At 69.8% G+C, this 18,329-nt stretch carries 20 protein-coding genes and 4 tRNA genes; 17 read left to right on the top strand and 7 right to left on the bottom strand.

Annotated elements, in window-relative coordinates; genetic code table 11:
• Positions 1-17: 17 nt before the first annotated feature.
• The gene (gene dxs / locus JS278_RS08865; RefSeq protein WP_114044860.1) at positions 18-1,913 is read left to right on the top strand and encodes a 1-deoxy-D-xylulose-5-phosphate synthase; all 1,896 of its coding nucleotides are present in this window, start codon (positions 18-20) and stop codon (positions 1,911-1,913) included.
• Here dxs and JS278_RS08860 read toward each other — a convergent pair.
• The 7 genes from JS278_RS08860 to JS278_RS08830 all read right to left on the bottom strand — a co-directional run bounded on the left by JS278_RS08860 (position 1,887) and on the right by JS278_RS08830 (position 5,510).
• Positions 1,887-3,143 (bottom strand): ribonuclease D, encoded by a 1,257-nt coding sequence (locus JS278_RS08860; protein ID WP_114044859.1) that lies wholly within the window; start codon positions 3,141-3,143, stop codon positions 1,887-1,889. The genes dxs and JS278_RS08860 overlap by 27 nt on opposite strands.
• Positions 3,140-3,718 carry a DUF3000 domain-containing protein gene (locus JS278_RS08855; RefSeq protein ID WP_425451501.1) on the bottom strand — a complete coding sequence of 193 codons (579 nt, stop codon included), beginning with the start codon at positions 3,716-3,718 and terminating at the stop codon, positions 3,140-3,142. Before JS278_RS08855 ends, JS278_RS08860 begins: the two co-directional genes overlap by 4 nt.
• Before the next feature lie 82 nt (positions 3,719-3,800).
• Positions 3,801-4,232, bottom strand: coding sequence for a peptide-methionine (R)-S-oxide reductase MsrB (gene msrB / locus JS278_RS08850; protein WP_114044857.1), 432 nt, complete (start codon positions 4,230-4,232; stop codon positions 3,801-3,803).
• 198 nt (positions 4,233-4,430) lie between these two features.
• On the bottom strand, positions 4,431-5,183 hold the full coding sequence (locus JS278_RS08845) for a sirohydrochlorin chelatase (protein ID WP_114044856.1): 753 nt from the start codon (positions 5,181-5,183) through the stop codon (positions 4,431-4,433).
• A 68-nt stretch (positions 5,184-5,251) separates the two neighbouring features.
• Positions 5,252-5,326 (bottom strand) — tRNA-Val (locus JS278_RS08840).
• A gap of 1 nt (position 5,327) precedes the next feature.
• Positions 5,328-5,398: transfer RNA gene (locus tag JS278_RS08835), tRNA-Cys, on the bottom strand.
• Positions 5,399-5,437: 39 nt separating this feature from the next.
• Positions 5,438-5,510: transfer RNA gene (locus JS278_RS08830), tRNA-Gly, on the bottom strand.
• Positions 5,511-5,654: 144 nt separating this feature from the next.
• On the opposite strand from JS278_RS08830, the gene JS278_RS08825 reads away from it, so the two are divergent.
• The 16 genes from JS278_RS08825 to JS278_RS08750 all read left to right on the top strand — a co-directional run bounded on the left by JS278_RS08825 (position 5,655) and on the right by JS278_RS08750 (position 18,317).
• A tRNA-Val gene (locus JS278_RS08825) sits at positions 5,655-5,729 on the top strand.
• 183 nt (positions 5,730-5,912) lie between these two features.
• The gene (locus JS278_RS08820; protein WP_114044855.1) at positions 5,913-6,974 is read left to right on the top strand and encodes an NAD(P)-dependent alcohol dehydrogenase; all 1,062 of its coding nucleotides are present in this window, start codon (positions 5,913-5,915) and stop codon (positions 6,972-6,974) included.
• Positions 6,975-7,157: 183 nt separating this feature from the next.
• Complete coding sequence (thrS, locus tag JS278_RS08815; RefSeq protein WP_114046218.1) at positions 7,158-9,224, top strand: threonine--tRNA ligase; 2,067 nt, start codon at positions 7,158-7,160, stop codon at positions 9,222-9,224.
• 3 nt (positions 9,225-9,227) lie between these two features.
• Positions 9,228-9,815 carry an HIT family protein gene (locus tag JS278_RS08810; RefSeq protein WP_114044854.1) on the top strand — a complete coding sequence of 196 codons (588 nt, stop codon included), beginning with the start codon at positions 9,228-9,230 and terminating at the stop codon, positions 9,813-9,815.
• Entirely contained in the window at positions 9,808-10,431 is a 624-nt protein-coding gene (pgsA, locus tag JS278_RS08805) for a phosphatidylinositol phosphate synthase (protein ID WP_114044853.1), read from the top strand. Before JS278_RS08810 ends, pgsA begins: the two co-directional genes overlap by 8 nt.
• An 11-nt stretch (positions 10,432-10,442) precedes the next feature.
• The gene (locus JS278_RS08800; RefSeq protein WP_114044852.1) at positions 10,443-11,330 is read left to right on the top strand and encodes an LpxL/LpxP family acyltransferase; all 888 of its coding nucleotides are present in this window, start codon (positions 10,443-10,445) and stop codon (positions 11,328-11,330) included.
• Positions 11,327-12,598: a glycosyltransferase family 4 protein gene (locus JS278_RS08795; protein ID WP_114044851.1), complete on the top strand. Its 1,272-nt coding sequence runs from the start codon at positions 11,327-11,329 to the stop codon at positions 12,596-12,598. Before JS278_RS08800 ends, JS278_RS08795 begins: the two co-directional genes overlap by 4 nt.
• Before the next feature lie 47 nt (positions 12,599-12,645).
• Positions 12,646-13,251 carry a cardiolipin synthase ClsA gene (clsA, locus tag JS278_RS08790; RefSeq protein ID WP_114044850.1) on the top strand — a complete coding sequence of 202 codons (606 nt, stop codon included), beginning with the start codon at positions 12,646-12,648 and terminating at the stop codon, positions 13,249-13,251.
• Positions 13,248-14,075, top strand: coding sequence for a DUF881 domain-containing protein (locus tag JS278_RS16575; protein WP_114044849.1), 828 nt, complete (start codon positions 13,248-13,250; stop codon positions 14,073-14,075). The genes clsA and JS278_RS16575 overlap by 4 nt, the downstream gene beginning before the upstream one ends.
• A gap of 97 nt (positions 14,076-14,172) precedes the next feature.
• A complete protein-coding gene (locus JS278_RS08780) occupies positions 14,173-14,505 on the top strand; it encodes a small basic family protein (RefSeq protein ID WP_114044848.1) in 333 nt (110 codons plus the stop codon).
• Positions 14,498-15,256, top strand: coding sequence for a DUF881 domain-containing protein (locus JS278_RS08775; protein ID WP_245935068.1), 759 nt, complete (start codon positions 14,498-14,500; stop codon positions 15,254-15,256). Before JS278_RS08780 ends, JS278_RS08775 begins: the two co-directional genes overlap by 8 nt.
• A gap of 120 nt (positions 15,257-15,376) precedes the next feature.
• Positions 15,377-15,766 (top strand): glycine cleavage system protein H, encoded by a 390-nt coding sequence (locus tag JS278_RS08770; protein ID WP_114044847.1) that lies wholly within the window; start codon positions 15,377-15,379, stop codon positions 15,764-15,766.
• Positions 15,767-15,825: 59 nt separating this feature from the next.
• Complete coding sequence (locus JS278_RS08765; protein WP_114044846.1) at positions 15,826-16,332, top strand: double zinc ribbon and FHA domain-containing protein; 507 nt, start codon at positions 15,826-15,828, stop codon at positions 16,330-16,332.
• Positions 16,332-17,021, top strand: coding sequence for a transcriptional regulator FtsR (gene ftsR, locus JS278_RS08760; protein WP_114044845.1), 690 nt, complete (start codon positions 16,332-16,334; stop codon positions 17,019-17,021). Before JS278_RS08765 ends, ftsR begins: the two co-directional genes overlap by 1 nt.
• 67 nt (positions 17,022-17,088) lie before the next feature.
• Positions 17,089-17,550 carry a bifunctional nuclease family protein gene (locus tag JS278_RS08755; protein ID WP_114046216.1) on the top strand — a complete coding sequence of 154 codons (462 nt, stop codon included), beginning with the start codon at positions 17,089-17,091 and terminating at the stop codon, positions 17,548-17,550.
• A 191-nt stretch (positions 17,551-17,741) separates the two neighbouring features.
• Positions 17,742-18,317 carry a MerR family transcriptional regulator gene (locus tag JS278_RS08750; RefSeq protein ID WP_114044844.1) on the top strand — a complete coding sequence of 192 codons (576 nt, stop codon included), beginning with the start codon at positions 17,742-17,744 and terminating at the stop codon, positions 18,315-18,317.
• Positions 18,318-18,329 lie beyond the last annotated feature (12 nt).

Here is an 18,329-nt window from a genome sequence, read left to right as displayed (position 1 = left end):
GGCAATAGGATCGGATCATGGCACTGCTCGACCGCATCTCCTGTCCCGACGATCTGCGCGATCTGTCGGACAGCGAGACTGAGAAATTGGCCACTGAGATCCGGCGGTTCCTCATCGAGCACGTCTCCCGCACCGGCGGCCACCTGGGGCCCAATCTCGGCGTGGTGGAACTCACCCTGGCCATCCATCGGGTCTTCGACTCGCCGAACGATCCGATCGTCTTCGACACCGGCCACCAGAGCTACGTCCACAAGATCGTCACCGGCCGCGCCGGCCGCTTCGACACCCTGCGCCAGGAGGGCGGGCTGTCGGGCTACCCCTCACGTGGCGAGTCGCCCCACGACTGGGTGGAGAACTCCCACGCCTCCACCTCGCTGTCCTGGGCCGAAGGACTCGCCGAGGGGATTCGGCTGCGTGGCGAGGACCGCACCGTGGTCGCGGTCATCGGTGACGGCGCACTGACCGGTGGGATGGCCTGGGAGGCCCTCGACTCGATCGCCGCCCGTCAGGACCTGCGGCTGGTGATCGTCGTCAATGACAACGGCCGCTCCTACTATCCGACGGTCGGCGGGCTGGCCAACCGGTTCTCGGCGATCCGCACCGATCCCCGCTACGAGGAGACCCTGGACCGGATCAAGCAGCACGTCTCTGACAAGCCCCTCGGGCGTCAGGTCTACGGCCTCATGCACGGTGTCAAGGCCGGCATGAAGGACGCCCTGATCGGCCAGCAGGGCATCTTCCCCGACCTGGGCATCAAGTATCTGGGACCCGTCGACGGCCACGACCTGGGCACCCTCGAGCGGGCCCTGGAGATGGCCAGACGCTACCGGCAGCCGGTCATCGTCCACGCCATCACCTCCAAGGGGAAGGGATACCCGGCCGCCGAGCGCGATGAGGAGGACCACTTCCACACCGTGGGAGCGATGGACCCGGTCACCTGCGAGCCGGTCACGGTCTCCGGTGGCGCCACCTGGACGTCCACCTTCGCCGAGACCATCGCAGATATCGGCGCGAGGCGCGAGGACGTCGTGGCGATCACCGCGGCCATGCTCCATCCGGTGGGGCTGGCCCCTTTCGCCGAGCGCTTCCCGGAACGGGTACTGGATGTCGGGATCGCCGAGCAGCACGCCCTCACCACCGCGGCGGGCCTGTCGGCCGCAGGGTTGCATCCCGTCATCGCCCTCTACGCCACCTTCCTCAACCGGGCCTTCGATCAGTTGCTGATGGACGTCGGGATGCACCACCAGGGTGTCACCGTGGTACTCGACCGGGCCGGGATCACCGGCTCCGACGGAGCCAGTCACAACGGCATGTGGGACATCTCCATGGCCGGGCTGGTGCCCGGGCTGAGACTGGCCTCCCCGCGCGACCGCGGCCACCTCGTCGAGCTGCTAGAGGAGGCCGTCGACATCGATGACGGACCGAGCGTGATCAGGTACTCCAAGGACCGCATGCCCGAGGAGATCGCGGTGCGCGAGACCCGCGACGGGCTGGACGTCCTCCAGGAGGGCGACCCCGAGGGGCTTCTGCTGGTGGCGCACGGGCAGTTGTGCGGCCAGACCCTGTCGGCTGCACGGCTGATGGGCGGGCCCACTCCCACGGTCGTCAGCCCCCGGTGGGACCTGCCGGTCTGCGACTCCCTGCTGGACGCCGCTGCCGGGGCCAGGGCGGTGCTGAGCGTCGAGGACGGCCTGGTGGTCGGCGGACTGGGATCCCGGCTGTCCCAGGAACTGCGGCTGCGCGGGGTGTGGACGCCGGTGCGGGAACTGGGCATCCCCCAGACCTATCTGCCGCACTCCTCCCGCGCCTCCCTGCTGCACCGGATCGGGCTGGACGCCGAGGGGATCGCGGCCTCGGCCGCCCGGCTGTCCGAGGCGGTCGAGGCCTCAGCGCAGGCCGCCCAGCAGGCGTGAGAGTTCTCCGCACACCAGATTGCGCTGCCATGTTCTGGCGCCCAGATCGGCCAGGAAGGCGTCGATCCCGACTGGGGAACGGTCGACGGGCGGCTGCCAGGCCAGCCGGCGCAGCCAGTCCGGGGAGATGAGATTCTCAGGAGGCAGGTCCAGCTCCTCGGCCCGGCGGTTCACGGCCGGGCGAATCGCCTTCCAACGAGCCGCCTCATCAGGATGGTGGCGGTCCCAGGAGCGGGGCGGCGGAGGGCCCTCCTGGGGGGCCTGACGGGGCGGATAGTCCGCCTCGGCGGTCCCGCGGGCCCGTTCCAGGGCACGCTCCCAGTCCGCGGTGTGGCGCCGGGCCCGGCCGCGCCGGAATCCCGAGGAGCCCAGCAGCTCGTCGCGCTCGAGGGTGACCCGTTCACCGCATCGCACTCCCAGGGCGGAGAGCGCGCGGTCGTTGACTATCCGGCCCGGGGCGATGTCGATGCGTCGGGCGACGCCTTCGCGCGCCCACCACAGGTCCTTCACGAGTTCCAGCCCGGCACGGGTCCGCACGTCGTGCAGGCCGCTGGTGCGCCGCCACCGCGAGGGGTCGGGCTCGGGCAGGTGGTCCGGCAGCTCGGCGCCGAGGCGGGTCAGATGCTCGAACTCCTCCAGGGCCCAGCCGGCCTTGCCGGCCGCGGCGAGGTCGTCGGCGAGGCGGTCGCGCAGCGGGATGAGCAGTTCCACGTCCAGGGCGGCGTAGACCAGCCAGTCGGCGGGCAGCGGGCGGGTGGACCAGTCGGCGGCCGAGTGCTCCTTGAGAAGGTGGACGCCGAAGTACTCCTCGACCATGGGTCCCAGACCCACTCTGGGCAGCCCGAGGAGCCGTCCTGCCAGCTCGGTGTCGAAGATGCGGGAGGGACGTAGTCCCTCCCGGACCAGGCACGGCATGTCCTGGGTGGCGGCGTGCAGGATCCACTCGGTGCCCGCCAGTGCCTCGGCGAGCGGGGACAGCCCCGAGCCTGGGCCGTCGGAATCCAGCGCTGCGGGATCCACCAGGTGGCTGCCGGCCCCCTCGCGGCGCAGCTGGATGAGGTAGGCGCGGGTGTCGTAGCGGTAGCCGTGGGCCCGCTCGGTGTCGATGGCCACCGGGCCGGTGCCCGAGGCCAGGCGCGCGGCGGTCCGCCGCAGCGCGGAGGCGGTGGTGATGAGTGGTGGAACTCCCTCGGCGGGGGCGCTCAGGACGGGCAGGTCGGACTCGGTCACGCCTGGTCCTCATCCGAGTGCCGGGGCTTCAACCGGGTCACTCCCTCGGGCAGCGGGGGCAGGCCGCAGGCATGGCACAACAGGTCCTGCCAGCCCGCCAGATGCAGGCCGATGTCCTCGGGGCGGGCGAGCTGAGGAGTCCACGAGGCGCGCAGCTCGACCCGGTTCTCGTCGGGCTCGTCGCCGAGCTGGCCGAAGGGCCGGCTGACCACCGAGGTCGCTGTGCCGGCCAGCGCGACGTACTCGGCCCCGCTGCTGTCCAGGGAGTCGGTCAGCCAGGACCGGGCGACCGGGGCCAGTAGGGGATCGGTGGCCATTTCGGGATCGACCTCGGCGCGGGCCATCGTCACCAGCCTGAAGTTGCCCTGCCAGGACTCGCTCCCGGCCGGGTCGTGAAGAATGATCAGCCGGCCCGATCCCAGCTGGGCACCGTCATCGAGGACGGAGGCCTCCAGGGCCAGGGCCTCGGGTGCGATCCGGGTGGGGGCCGGGATCTCGGAGACCGACAGCTCCGCACGCCAGGGATGCTCTGAGACGCGCTCGCGCACCGAGGCGAAGTCGGTGACGGGGTCGATGTGGGGATCAGGGGTCACACCCGAAGGCTAGCTGTGCCGGAGACGATGCCGCCCCCGGCGCGCCGTGGCCCGGCTGCGAGTATCAGTCCCCGTCCGTGGCGAGGGTGAGGCTGATCGAGTTGATGCAGTACCTCAGATCGGTCGGGGTGTCGTAACCCTCCCCGGCGAAGACATGGCCCAGGTGGGAGCCGCAGGAGGCGCACCGCACCTCGGTGCGGGGCATCCCCGGTACCGAGGTGTCGGTCACATAGCGCACCCGGTCCTCGGCCAGGGGGGAGAAGAAGCTGGGCCACCCGCAGTGGGATGAGAACTTCTCGGTGCTGCGGAACAGCTCCGCGCCGCACGCCCGGCACCGGTAGACGCCCTCGGTGGTGGTGTCGGTGTACTCCCCGGTGAAAGGGGCCTCGGTGGCCGCGCGGCGCAGCACCTGGAACTCGGCATCGGTGAGACGCTCGCGCCACTGGTCATCGGTGAGCGCCACCTCGGGAGTGGGTCCGTCCTCGTCGGTGCTCATCGCCGCCTCCTGTCCTCCGGTATCGGCTCGCCCATGCGGGAGATCCGACACAGGAACGTCCGGGCCGGTCGGATTGTTCCAGGGGCGGACCGGCACGGTGCGGGATGTGGGCCGGAATACGAGCCATGGACGGCAACAAGGAGGTCACCCTCGTCAGCGATCTGCTGCGCTGCCCGCAGGGGCCTGAGGACGGGGGCGTCAGGCCTCGGTTCCGGGATCATCGGCGACCAGCCCCATGGCGGCCGAGCAGTACCGCTCGAAGGCCCATTCGGCCAGCAGCGGGTCGTCTCCGATGGGGCTCGAGACCACCTCGGTCCCGGCGCCCATGGCGCAGCGCACATGCTCGTGCCAGGCGGTGTTCTCGCAGACCCACATGCTTCCTACCGCGACATGGCGGCGTCCCTCCAGGCGCAGTGTGTGGACCACCTCGTCGACATGACCCGCACCGCCCGCGTCATTGGCCAGGCGGACCGGCAGCCGGTGGTGCTGGGACCACATCCTCGACAGCCTGGAGAGCATCGCGGCGCCGCGCTTGTCGCCGGCGTCTGGGGTGGAAAGCACCAAGGCGTCGATCTCCTGGGTGTGGGCCCGGTGGGTGGCCAGCCGCAGTCTCGTGTCGACCAGGCCCAGCAGTGCCGGGGCGGGGCCCAGCGGCCGGCCCAGCCGGATCGACAGATCCGGCCGGGCGCCCGCCAGGCGGTCGGACAGCTCGTGGACCGGTTCGGGAAGATCGTGCAGGTGGGTGAGATCCATCGGAACGAGCACGAGTTCCGTCCACTCCTGCTTCGCGGCGAGCCGGGCCGCCCCCTCATCGGCGTTGCCGCTGAACGCGATGGCCGTCTCGATGTGGGGATGGATCTTGGCCAGGCGCTGGCGGATCCGGTGGGCGGTGATGGTCGCAGGGCCCTCGGGGGTCGACGGCATGACGAGAACGAGGACGGGCGCAGTCATGCCTCTCCTCTCAACGGGACGACGGAGAAGGGGCCGACCGGCGTGCGCCGACCGGCCCCTTCGTCCGATGGTGGGCGATGCCAGGTTTGAACTGGCGACCTCTTCCGTGTCAGGGAAGCGCGCTACCGCTGCGCCAACCGCCCGAGGTGGAGACGGGATTTGAACCCGTGTAGACGGATTTGCAGTCCGTTGCCTCGCCTCTCGGCCACTCCACCAAGGTTGTCTCCTGGATGGGGTCCGAGGGACCCTCTCCGAGCGGACGACGGGACTCGAACCCGCGACCCTCACCTTGGCAAGGTGATGCTCTACCAACTGAGCCACGTCCGCGTGCCTGCTCCGATGGGTGACCCGCCGGGCGACGAGAAAGAACAGTAGACCACGGCGGGCTGGGGGCGCAAATCACACAGATCAGGTGAGAGCCGATGCGTGGTTGGACATGCCCGGGAAGGTCTGGCATAGTTCTTCCTCGCTGGGCGGTTGGCGCAGTGGTAGCGCGCTTCGTTCACACCGAAGAGGTCGCGGGTTCGAAACCCGCATCGCCCACCAGATGGCTCTTGTTGGAACAAAGGGCAAATAGAAGATGTTCGGAGCGTGTAGCTCCAGCAAGAGGAGCGTCCCGGATGGGGCGCTCTTTCTCGCGTCTCGAGCCTGTGAGCGCGACGGTGCCGATAGGCTGGGCGCCGTCGGCCCCGGTCGGCACGTCTCCGTTCCCCGTTCAAGGAGTCATCGATGCCCTTCACCGTCAAGGCGCTGCAGAAGACCGGCCCGGACAAGCCCTTCCAGGTGGTGGAGATCTCCCGGCGCGATCCACGACCCGACGACGTCGTCATCGGCATCAGGGCCGCCGGGATCTGCCACTCCGACATCCACACCGTCCGCAACGAGTGGGGGAGGGCCCACTTCCCGCTGACCGTCGGCCACGAGATCGCCGGCGTCGTGGAGTCGGTCGGATCGGCGGTGAGGCGCTGGAAGGTCGGCGACCGGGTCGGGGTCGGCTGCATGGTGAACTCCTGCGGAACCTGCCAGGAGTGCCTGGCGGGCAACGAGCAGTGCTGCACCGGAACCCATGGGCAGTCGCGCGGCATGGTCGGCACCTATGACTCCACCGATGTCGACGGCACCATCACCCAGGGCGGCTACGCCCAGAAGATCGTCGTCAACGAGCGCTTCGTGTGCCGCATCCCTGACGCCCTGGGCTTCGAGGAGGCCGCCCCGCTGCTGTGCGCCGGCATCACCACCTACTCCCCGCTGGCGGCCTGGAACGCACGGCCGGGCTCCCAGGTGGCCGTCGTCGGCCTGGGCGGGCTGGGACACATGGGGGTCCAGATCGCCGCCGCCCGCGGCGCCGAGGTCACCGTGTTCACCCGCACCCTGCGCAAGCAGGACATCGCCCGCGAACTCGGCGCCTCCCACGTCCTGGCGACATCGGAGGACGGATTCTTCAAGGCACACCGGGCCTCCTTCGACCTCATCCTCAACACCATCAGCGCCCAGATCCCGCTGCGCTCCTACCTGGGGCTGCTGCGCCCGCGCGGCGTCATGGTCAACGTCGGCCTGCCGCCCGAGCCCCTCGAGCTGCCGATGGGCAACCTCATCAACGGCAACAAGGTGCTGGCCGGCTCCAACATCGGAGGGATCGCCCAGACCCAGGAGATGCTCGACTTCTGCGCCGCCCACGGCTTCGGGGCCAGGGTCGAGACGATCGGCGTCGACCAGGTCGACGCCGCCTACGACCGCGTGGTGGCCGGCGACGTGAGGTTCCGTTTCGTCATCGACACCTCCACCTTCTGAGAAGGCGGCCTGCCGGGGAGGCCGGACCGACCGCCATCCGTACCGATGGCGACCCCGGTGGCGACATCGGGCATGATGGGATCGGTCGGTCCGACACGCAGAGCCCCCGAGGCTCGCGCCCACGACCGCCAGAACACTCGCCCCGGCACTGTCCCGGGCCACGTCGAGAGAAAGAATGTCATCGTGTCCATCTCATTCACCGTTCAGCGATCCGGTAGCTCCGAGGAACGCCAGGTGGACACCACGACTACCGGGCTGGAGCTCTTCGGCGCCGATCGCGGCGTCGTGGCCATGCGGGTCGACGGCCAGCTGCTGGACCTGCAGCGCCAGGTCCCCGACGGCGCCCTCGTCGAGGCCGTGGAGGCCTCCAGTGACGACGGGCTGAACATCATCCGGCACTCGGCCACCCACGTGATGGCCCAGGCCGTCCAGGAGGTCTTCCCGCAGGTCAACCTCGGCATCGGCCCGTTCATCACCGACGGCTTCTACTACGACTTCGGCAACATCGACGCCGTGACCCCCGAGCTCATCAAGGACCTCGAGAAGCGGATGAAGAGGATCGTCAAGGAGAACCAGCGCTTCGTGCGCCGGGTGGTCTCCGAGGACCAGGCCCGAGCCGAGCTGGCCGACCAGCCCTACAAGCTGGAGCTCATCGGTTCCAAGGGAGGGCATGAGGCCGAGGGGGCGTCGGTGGAGGTCGGCGGGGCCGAGCTGACCGTCTACGACAACGTGCGCCGCGACGGCCGGACCGCCTGGAAGGACCTGTGCCGCGGCCCCCACGTGCCCTCCACCAAGTACCTCGGCAACGGCTTCGCCCTCACGAAGTCCTCGGCCGCCTACTGGAAGGGCGACCAGGCCAACGACCAGCTGCAGCGCATCTACGGCACCGCCTGGGCGTCCAAGGACGACCTGCTCGCCTACCAGACCCGGATGGCCGAGGCCGCCAGGCGCGACCACCGCAAGTTGGGCGCCGAACTCGACCTGTTCAGCTTCCCCGAGGAGATCGGACCCGGGCTGGCGGTGTTCCACCCCAAGGGCGGGATCCTGCGCCACATCATCGAGGACTTCATCACCACCGAGCACCTGCGTCGCGGCTTCGACATCGTCTACACCCCCGAGATCACCAAGAGCGGGGTCTTCCACACCTCCGGTCACCTGCCGCACTACGCCGAGACCATGTTCCCGCCGATGAACGTCGACGAGGAGCGCGACGAGCAGGGCGAGGTCACCAGGGCGGGCCAGGAGTACTACCTCAAGGCCATGAACTGCCCGATGCAGAACCTCATCTACAGTTCGCGCGGCCGCTCCTACCGCGACCTGCCGCTCAAGCTGTTCGAGATGGGCCACGACTACCGGTATGAGAAGTCCGGAGTGGTCCAGGGACTCACCCGGATGCGCGGCTTCACCCAGGACGACTCCCACATCTACTGCACCCCCGAGCAGGCCCCAGGCGTCATCCGCGATCTGCTGAGCTTCTTCGATGACGTGCTGAAGGCCTTCGGGCTGGGGGAGTTCTACCTGGAACTGTCGACCCGCGACGCGGACGGGAAGAACCAGGACAAGTTCATCGGCTCGGCGCAGGACTGGGCCGAGGCGACCCGGATCCTCGACGAGACCTGCCGCTCCACCGGCCTGGACCTGGTGCCGGATCCGGGCGGCGCCGCCTTCTACGGCCCGAAGGTCTCGGTCCAGGCCAAGGACGCCATCGGGCGGACCTGGCAGATGTCGACGGTCCAGTACGACTTCAACCAGCCCGAGCGGTTCAAGCTCGAGTACACCGCCCCCGACGGCACCCGGCGGCGCCCGGTGATGATCCACTCGGCCAAGCTCGGCTCGGTGGAGAGGTTCATCGGGGTACTCACCGAGCACTACGCCGGCGCCTTCCCCGTCTGGCTCTCGCCCGTCCAGGTGCACGGGGTGCCGGTGGCCGAGGAGTTCGACTCGTACCTGGACTCCTTCGCGGCACGGCTGCGCGCCGCCGACCTGCGCATCGAGGTCGACCGGTCGACCGACCGATTCGGCAAGAAGATCCGCAACGCCACCCAGACCAAGGCCCCGTTCATCGTCATCGCAGGCGCTCAGGACGCCGAGGCCGGGGCGGTCTCCTTCCGGTTCCGTGACGGCTCCCAGCTCAACGGGATTCCCCTCGAACAGGCCGTGGCACTCGTCTCCGGATGGTCGGCGGCCCGCCGCAACGAGGATCCCACAGCCGAGAACGCGAAGGACGTCCTCGACGGGGGAGCGGCCTGAGCGATGGGCGCTGATCGCGACTGCGAGACTGAGGCGGAATCGATCCGCGTCGAGTTCGCCGACGACCATGTCGGCGTCCCCGACCCCTTCCGGCGACTGTGGACCCCCTACCGGATGGCCTACATCGGCGGCGAGAACAAGCCGGTCGACGACCACGAGGGGGACGGCTGCCCGTTCTGCCGGGCACCGGGGCGCTCCGACGAGGAGTCCTTGATCGTCCACCGCGGTCGGTACTGCTACGTCATCATGAACCTGTACCCCTACTCTCCGGGTCACCTCCTGGTGTGCCCCTACCGTCACGTCGCCGGATATGTCGACGCCACCGGTGAGGAGACCCGGGAGATGGCCGAACTGTCGCAGTCGGCGATCCGGGTGCTGACCGCCACCTCCCATCCCCAGGGATTCAACCTGGGGATGAACCAGGGCGCCGCGGGCGGGGCTGGGGTGGCCGCCCACCTGCACCAGCACGTGGTGCCCCGATGGGTCGGCGACACCAACTTCCTGCCCATCACCGGGGGCACCCGGGCCGTTCCCCAGCTGCTGGGCGACGGCCGGAGCCTGCTCGCCGAGGCCTGGGGGAGCAATGCTTGAGCACTTCAGGGCCGGCTGGTCCAAGGCGATGCACCCGCTGGCCGCCGCCCTCATCCGGATGCACGTCACCCCCGACATGGTCACCTGGGCCGGCACCATCGGCACCGTGGCGATGTCGCTGATCTGCTTCCCGCGGGGCTGGCTGTGGCAGGGGGCCTGGCTCGTAGCGCTGTTCATCTTCTCCGACTCCCTGGACGGCAATATGGCCCGCCAGCTGGGCCGGCACTCCGAATGGGGGTCCTTCCTGGACTCCACCCTCGACCGGTTCGGCGACGGCGCCATCTTCGCCGGCGTCGCCCTCTACTACGCCGGCCACGGCCATTCCGTGCTGTGGGCCGGGATCGCGATGGCGGCCATGACCTTCGGCCAGATCACCTCCTATGTGCGCGCCAAGGCCGAGTCCCTGGGCAAGGAGGCGAAGATGGGCCTGGCCACCCGCTCCGACCGGCTGCTCATCGTGCTGGTCGGCGTCGAGCTCACCGGCCTGGCCGAGGCGGGCATTTTCGGCCACCTGTTCGTCTGGGGGCTGCCGGTGGCGCTGTGCTACCTCGCCTTCGCCGGTCTGTTCACGGTGGGCCAGCGGATGGCGGCGGTGAGCCGGCAGGTGCTGTCCTGAGGCGCCCGGCCATGGCATCCGGACACCTGCGCCACGGTCTGGAGACCGCCGTCACAGCCGGCCTGGCGTACTGCCCGAAGGCTGTGTGGAGACCCGTCTCGGTGGCCGGCGGCACCCTGATGGGCGCTCGGCCCGCCCGGCCGGTGCGTCAGTGGATGCTCAACGCAGAGGTGATGAGCGGCTCCCGACCCTCGCCCCGACAGGTCCGCGAGGCCGTGGAGTCGTGGGCCCGCACCCAGGTGACCTCCATGCAGCTGCCCCGCTGGACCCCCGACCGCATCGCCTCCTCGGTCACCTGCGACCCGGTGGCGCTGAAACGGCTCCGGGCCGCCTTCGAGGGTCGCGGCGCCGTCGTGGCCCTGCCCCACATGGGATCCTGGGATCTGGCCGGGGCCTGGGTCGCCCGTCAGGGGATGCCCGTCACCACGGTGGCCGAACGCCTCCCCGACCCGGAGTTCGACCTCTTCGTGCGCACCCGCAACCGGCTCGGCATGCGGGTTCAGGGCCACCGCGACCCCGCAGTGATGAGAAGCCTTGTCGACGACGTCACGTCAGGTCGGCTGGTCTGCCTGGTCGCCGATCGCGACCTCTCCGGTTCGGGGATCCCGATCCGGTGGCGATCGGCGCGCGGCCCGGTGCCCGGACGGATCCCACCGGGACCCGCCCATCTGGCGGTGATGACCGGGGCCGTGCTGATCGGGGCCGCCTGCCACTACAGCGATCCCGGCCACATGAGGATCGACTTCTCACCGGTCCTGGAACCCCCGACGTCCGGGACCGCCCGCAGCCGGGCCGGCGTCCTCACCGGACGGCTGGCGGAGTGGTTCTCGATGCGGATACGCGACCATGTGGAGGACTGGCACATGTTCCAGCCGATCTTCGACGGGGTAAGACCATGACGGGGCGTCGCCCGCATATCGACCGGAACCGGCTCGCCGCCCTGCGCGACCTGAAATCGCTGCTGCGCCGCATGACACCCGCCCGGCCTGAGCCCTCCACGGCGCTCGGCCGGCGGGGGGAGTGGTTGAGTATCGGGCTGGTCTGCCCGTACTCCTTCAGTCAGCCGGGAGGGGTGCAGAACCATGTGCTGGGCCTGGCCTCCTGGCTGCGCTCCCAGGGGCACGTCGTGCACGTCCTTGGTCCCGGCCATCCGGGGCTCCGCACCCTGGAGGGCCTCGGGCTGCCCCGGGAGTGCTTCACCAGCACGGGGATGACGGTGCCAGTGCGCGCGAACGGGTCGGTCGCCCGGCTCGGCTTCGGACTGGGTGCGGCCACCCGGGTCCGGGCCTGGCTGGAATCCCAGTACTTCGACGTCATCCACCTCCACGAGCCGCTGACCCCCTCCAGCTCCCTGCTGGCGCTGTGGAACGCCGACCGCCCGCTGGTGGCCACCTTCCACACGTCCTTCGAGGACTCGGCCTTCGCCGACTCGGCGGTGCTGCGCGCCGCCAGGCGGCTCGCCCCCGGCTCGGTGGCGCGCATCGACGAGGCGGTGGCCGTCTCGGGTGCGGCGGCCGAGGCCGCCCGCCGCTACTGGAGAGTCGACCCGATGATCATCGGGAACGGCGTGGACACCGGCCCGCTCGCCTCGGCCTGGGCCCCGCCGGGCCGCTGGCGCGGCGGCGACCATCCGCGGATCTGCTTCCTGGGGCGCTTCGAGGAGCCACGGAAGGGATTCGCCGTGTTCGAGGACGTCGTCGAGCGGGTCCGTCTGGCCCACCCGGATCTGGAGGCGGTGGTCGTGGGCCCCGGCGATCCGCCCGACGACGCCGAGGCACACCAGCAGATCCGCTTCCTGGGGCCGTTGCCCGACCCGCAGCGCGACGCGGTTCTGGGCGCCTCCGACGTGTATCTGGCCCCCAACACCGGGGGCGAGTCCTTCGGCATCGTCCTGGTGGAGGCGATGGCCGCCGGGGCGGCCGTGGTGGCCAGCGACCTGTCAGGATTCCGGGAGGTGGTCACCGACTCCCGCGGGGTGATCGGATGGCTCGCACCGGTCGGCGACGTCACCGCGCTGTGCCGCGGGGTCAACCAGGCTCTGGCAGGTCATGGGCACGACCTGCGGCAGCGGGGCCTGAGCCGCGCCCGCCAGTTCGACTGGAACTGTGTGGGACCCCGGCTGGTGGGCCGCTACCGGGCCGCGATGCGCGACCGATCGCTGCGCTGAGCCCGCCGGGCCGGGATCGCTTCTGTCCATCCTCTAGTGTTGGTGGCGTGACGACGAGCTACGACACCGATCGGTTCTGCACCGTGCCGAACGGTCTGTCGATCCTGAGGCTGCTCGGCGTTCCGGTGTTCCTGTGGCTCGTCCTGGGGCCCCGTGCCGACGGCTGGGCGGTGCTCGTGCTGGCAGCCGCGGGCCTGTCGGACTGGCTCGACGGCAAGATCGCCCGCAGGTGGCACCAGGTCTCCCGGGCCGGCCAGATCCTCGATCCGGCCGCCGACCGGCTGTACATCCTGTCGACCATCGTGGCGCTCATGGTCCGTGACGTCGTCCCGGCCTGGCTGGTGGTCGTCCTGGTGGCCCGGGACCTGGTCCTCCTGGCTCAGGTCCCTGTGCTGCGCACCCGGGGATTCACCTCCCTGCCGGTGCACTTCGTCGGCAAGGCCGCCACCTTCTGCCTGCTGTACTCCTTCCCGCTGGTCCTGCTGGGCCAGCTGGGTGCGGGGATATGGACGGTCGCCCGGGTCATCGGCTGGGCCTTCGCGATCTGGGGCACGGTGCTGTACTGGTGGGCCGGTCTGCTGTACGCCCGCCAGACCTGGCACATCCGCACGACCCTGCCCCGGGTCACCCGGCGCGGACAGGTCGGGCGGTGACCGCGGGCGCCGGCGATCAGGCGGGACCGGGGCACACCCCCCGGGCCCGCCCCGACGCCAGCATGGACCTGCTGCGGCAGATCCGCGAGGAGGCGATGGAGCCCGAATACCTCACCGCGACCGACCGCCGAGGCTCGCACACCCCGGCCGGTCGCGGAATCATCGGCACCGTCCTGATCCTCGTGCTGGCCGGGATCATGCTCGGCGGTGCCTGGCGGGCCACCTCCACGGACCGGCCCGCCACCACCCAGGAGCGCGAGGACCTCATCAACCGGATCGAGTCGGCCGGGGCACACCAGTCCACACAGCAGAGCCGGGTGAACCAGGTGCGCCGACAGGTGAGCGCCATGCGCTCCTCGGCCGCCGCCGGCCAGGCGCTGTCCGCCCGGGTGCGCGAGGCCGAGCGGGCCACCGGGATCACCCCGGTGGCCGGGCAGGGCATCGAGGTGCGCCTGGACGACTCCGCGGACGGGTCCGAGGACGGGCGGATCGTCGACAAGGACCTCCGCATGCTGGTCAACGGGTTGTGGCAGGCCGGAGCTGAGGCCGTGTCGGTCAACGGGCACCGCGTCACCACCACCACCTCGATCCGCGGCGCGGGATCGGCGATCACCGTCGACTACGCCTCGATCACCAGGCCCTACCGGGTGCTCGCCCTCGGCGACTCGCGCAGTCTTCCGGCCGACCTGTCCCAGAACAGCGGCGGGGAGTGGATGAGCTACCTCCAGAACAACTTCTCGGTGGCCTACTCGGTGGTTCCGCGCGCCAGCGTGCGGCTGCCGGGCGGCGACCGGTCCACCGTCACCGCTGCCACCCCGAGGTGAGCCCCGTGGATGACCGGAGTGCCCCGGAGGTGACAGGATCGAATGCAGGACGGACGGATTCACGACCGACCGCGGTGGTCGGTGGAAGGGGACCCAGGTGCTAGCAGTCATCGGCCTGATCGTCGGTATCGTGCTCGGGGTGGTGCTCAACCCGAGCATCCCGGTCTGGTTGCAGCCCTATCTGCCGATCATGATCGTCGCCGCCCTCGATGCCCTGTTCGGGGCCTGCCGCTCCTACCTGAGCCACACCTTCTCCGACCGGGTCTTCGTCGTGTCCTTCCTGTCCAATGTCGCGATCGCGGCCCTCATCGTGTGGATGGGAGACCAGATCGGGGTCGGCTCCCAGCTGTCGACGGCCGTGGTCGTGGTGCTCGGCATCCGCATCTTCACCAACGCCGCCGCGATCCGCAGGGCGGTGCTGCATGCCTGAGCGCCGGAAGACCGACCCTCGGCCGAGCGAGGAGCCCGAGACCGGCGGCAGGCGCCGCGACCTGCTGCGGCCCTCGAAGGCTCAGGGACTGGTCGCGGTCATCCTGTGCCTGTGCGCTTTCGCGGTCGTCGCCCAGATGCGTTCCCGGGACCACCAGGATCCCTTCGCCACGATGCGGCGCGCCGATCTGGTGTCGATGCTCGACTCCCTGTCGACGTCGTCGCGACAGCTCGACTCAGAACTTGCCGACCTGCGCGAGACCCAGCGGCAGCTCGAGTCGGGGGCCGACTCGCGGCGGGCCGCCCAGGCTCAGGCCGCCCGCCGGCTGTCCCAGCTGAAGGTGCTGGAGGGCACCGTGCCGGTGGCCGGCCCCGGGGTGACGATCCGCATCGAGGATCCCCGGTCCAAGGTCTCCTCCGACATGATTCTCGACGCCGTGGAGGAGCTGCGCGACGCAGGTGCCGAGGCGCTGGCCATCAACGGTTCGGTGCGCGTCGTCGCCAGCACCTGGTTCGCCTCCGGGGCCGACGGCCTGACCGTCTCCGGAAGAGCCGTGACGCGTCCGATCACCATCACCGCGATCGGCGACCCGCACTCCCTGGAGGAGGGGGCCAAGTTCCGCGGCGGCATGGTCTCCCAGATGCAGGCCGCCCAGGTCGGAGCGACCGTCACGATCACCCCGTCCCAGCAGGTGCGCATCGACGCCGTGGCGACCCCGCGACCGCTGTCCCATGCGACACCTGTGAGGTGATGCGGCCGTCACCTGGTCCCCACCGCACCGCGGGACGGCTAATGTTGGACACGACGCGGCGCCAGCCGCGCACCCACCCCCGGTCCCCGCGGACCCACGGCACTCCAGGAGGCTCCCGCCATGGCAGATCTGCCCGAGGATCTCCAGTACACAGAGGACCATCTGTGGGTCCGTCCGGGTAACGGTGATCGGGTCCGCATCGGACTCACCGAGACCGCCGTGGCGCGGTTCGGCGGAATCCAGGGGATCAGTCTTCCGGAGGTCGGCGCAGAGCTCGTCCGCGGCGATGTGCTCGCGGAGATCGAGACCGACGAGGACTCGGTGGATATCGAGGCCCCGATCGGCGGCGAGCTCGTCGAGGTGAACGCGGTGGCCGCTGACAGTCCCACGGAGATCGCCGCCGATCCGTTCGGCGACGGCTGGCTGGTGGCCGTGGAGATCGAGGATCCCACAGAGCTGGACGATCTGCTCGACGCCGACTCCTACGGTGCGCTGATCGAGCAGAGGTGAGTTCCTTGGCGGGGCGGGCATGATGGATTTCCATACGTATTGAGAGCGAGGACGGCGAGATGAACGAGTGCCAGAGGTGTGGGCAGGCCAATGCCGGCGACGCCAATTTCTGCTCGCGCTGCGGCGCGAGGCTGGGGGCTGCCGCCGACATCCCCGGTGACAACACCGGCGTGATCCCGGTGATGACCGAGGAGGTCGTCGCCGATGCCCCCGCGCTGTCCGGTGACGCGCTGTCGGCGATCGAGGAGCTGCCGGAGGGCACTGCCCTGCTGGTGGTGCAGCGTGGCCCCAACGTGGGCTCCCGGTTCCTGCTGGACCAGGAGGTCACCACGGCGGGCCGGAGCACCCACTCCGACATCTTCCTCGACGACATCACCGTCTCCAGGCATCATGTGAAGTTCATCCTCAAGGACGGCCACGTCTACGTGGAGGATCAGGGCAGTCTCAACGGCACCTACGTCAACCGCACCCTGGTCGACGGCTCGGCGTTGCTGCGCGACGGGGACGAGGTGCAGATCGGCAAGTTCCGGATGACCTTCCACACCGGCGGGCGCGGACTGCACTGATGCCAGGGCCGGTGCGGAGCATCGGTCAGGTGATGAAGCTCCTCAAGCCGGACTTCCCCGACCTCTCCATCTCGAAGATCCGATTCCTTGAGTCGGAGGGTCTGCTGAGCCCGGAGCGGGCTCCTTCGGGATATCGCAAGTACTCCAGATCCGATGTCGACCGGTTGCGCTACATCCTCACCTGCCAGAGGGACAACTTCCAGCCGCTGAAGGTGATCCGCGAGCACCTGGCGATGATCGACCGTGGCGAGGAGCCTCCCGCGGTCGACCAGCCGGCACCCCCGGGGGGCGTGGGATCCGATGTCGATGAGGAGCATGTCGATCTGAACCGGCCGCGCGGGCCGATCAAGCTGAAACGACGCGAGCTGATCCGCGCCAGTGGCATCACCGAGGCCCAGCTGGTCGAGCTGGAGCGCCACCAGCTGGTGCGCACCAAGAGGGGCCAGGACTGGTACGGCCAGGAGGCGCTTATGGTCTGCGTGGCGTCACGACGGCTGCGCGCCTTCGGCATGGACACCCGCCATCTGCGGGCCCTGAGACAGGCCGCCGAACGGGAGGCCGGGATGATCGAGCAGACCGTTCTGCCGCATATCCGCCACCAGCAGGAGGCCGGAGAGATCGCCTCGCAGGTCACCCAGCTGGTGCTGCACGCCCATGCGGCGATGGTCTACGACCTGCTGGAGCACTGACCGATCCGGTACCGGCCGGCCGGTGACGAACTCCGGGGCCCGGCCGTGGCGACGGTAGGCTGTGGCCATGGTCGAACTTGAGGTCGTGGGTATCCGGCTGGACCAGATCTCGCAGTCCCCGATCCTCCTCATGAAGGAGGCCGGAGGCGCCCGCCACCTGGCACTGTGGATCGGTGCCGCCGAGGCCGCGTCGATCGCCCAGGCCCGTGACGGCCTGGTCCCGGCACGTCCGTTGACCCATGACCTGCTGGCGTCGCTGCTGGTCGAGCTGGGGCATCCTCGTCCCGAGCTGGTCATCACCGCGGTCGTCGACGGCGTGTGGCACGGCGAGATGCGACTCGCAGGACGCACCATCACCGCCAGGCCGTCTGATCTGGTGGCGGTCGCGGTCAGATTGGGTGCGGCGGTGACCTGCCCCGAGGAGCTGCTGGAGGAGTCCGGTATCCTTCTGGATGAGTCCCCGCAGGACGAGGTGGAGAGGTTCAAGGAGTTCCTCGACCACGTCAGTCCCGACGACTTCGAGGACTGACCCCAACCCTCCACCTTCACTTGACCCCTCAAATGCAGCGGATTACCTTGTCATCGTCATGTTGACAGAATTTCTGAGGGTTCTGCCGCAGGGGCGCGGCGTGGCTCTGGGGTCTGGTCCTGCGATGGTCGTAGCGTCTGTGGGCACAAGGGGCCGCCACCGGGGCGGTGCCAGAGCATGAGGATGAGGCCATGGTCGAAGGCGCGTCGGCGCAGGTGCAGGTCCCGCGGCATGCCCAGGAGGCGCTGTTCGAGGGGGACTTCTCACCGCTGCCCGGCAATATCGGGTTCCGGGGTCCGGTGGCCTCGGGCGCCGCCGGCATCACCTACCGTCAGCTGGACTACTGGGCCCGCACCGGGCTGGTCCGCCCGTCGATCCGAGGGGCCAGCGGCTCGGGCAGCCAACGCCTCTACTCATTCCGCGACATCCTCATGCTCAAGGTCGTCAAGCGGCTGCTGGACGCCGGTGTGGCGCTCGCCCAGATCCGTACTGCGATCGATCATCTCCGCGACAACGGGGACCAGGAGCTGACCGGGGTCACACTGATGAGCGACGGTGTGGCGGTCTACGAGTGCACCAGCGACGACGAGGTCATCGATCTGCTGCACCGCGGACAGGGCATGTTCGCCATCGCGCTGGGGGCGGTGTGGCGCGATGTCCAGGGCTGCCTGGCCCAGCTTCCCCGCGAGCACGCGCATGCCGAGGAGCAGGCATCCGTCGGCGAGGATGAGCTGGCGGCCCGCCGCGCCACGCGCCGGATCCACTAGTACGGCTCGCCG

Source organism: Acidipropionibacterium virtanenii (assembly GCF_003325455.1).
In the GTDB taxonomy this organism is placed as follows: Bacteria; Actinomycetota; Actinomycetes; order Propionibacteriales; family Propionibacteriaceae; genus Acidipropionibacterium; species Acidipropionibacterium virtanenii.
Note: the sequence above shows the minus strand (reverse complement) of the source record. Positions and strands in the feature narration are given on the sequence as shown.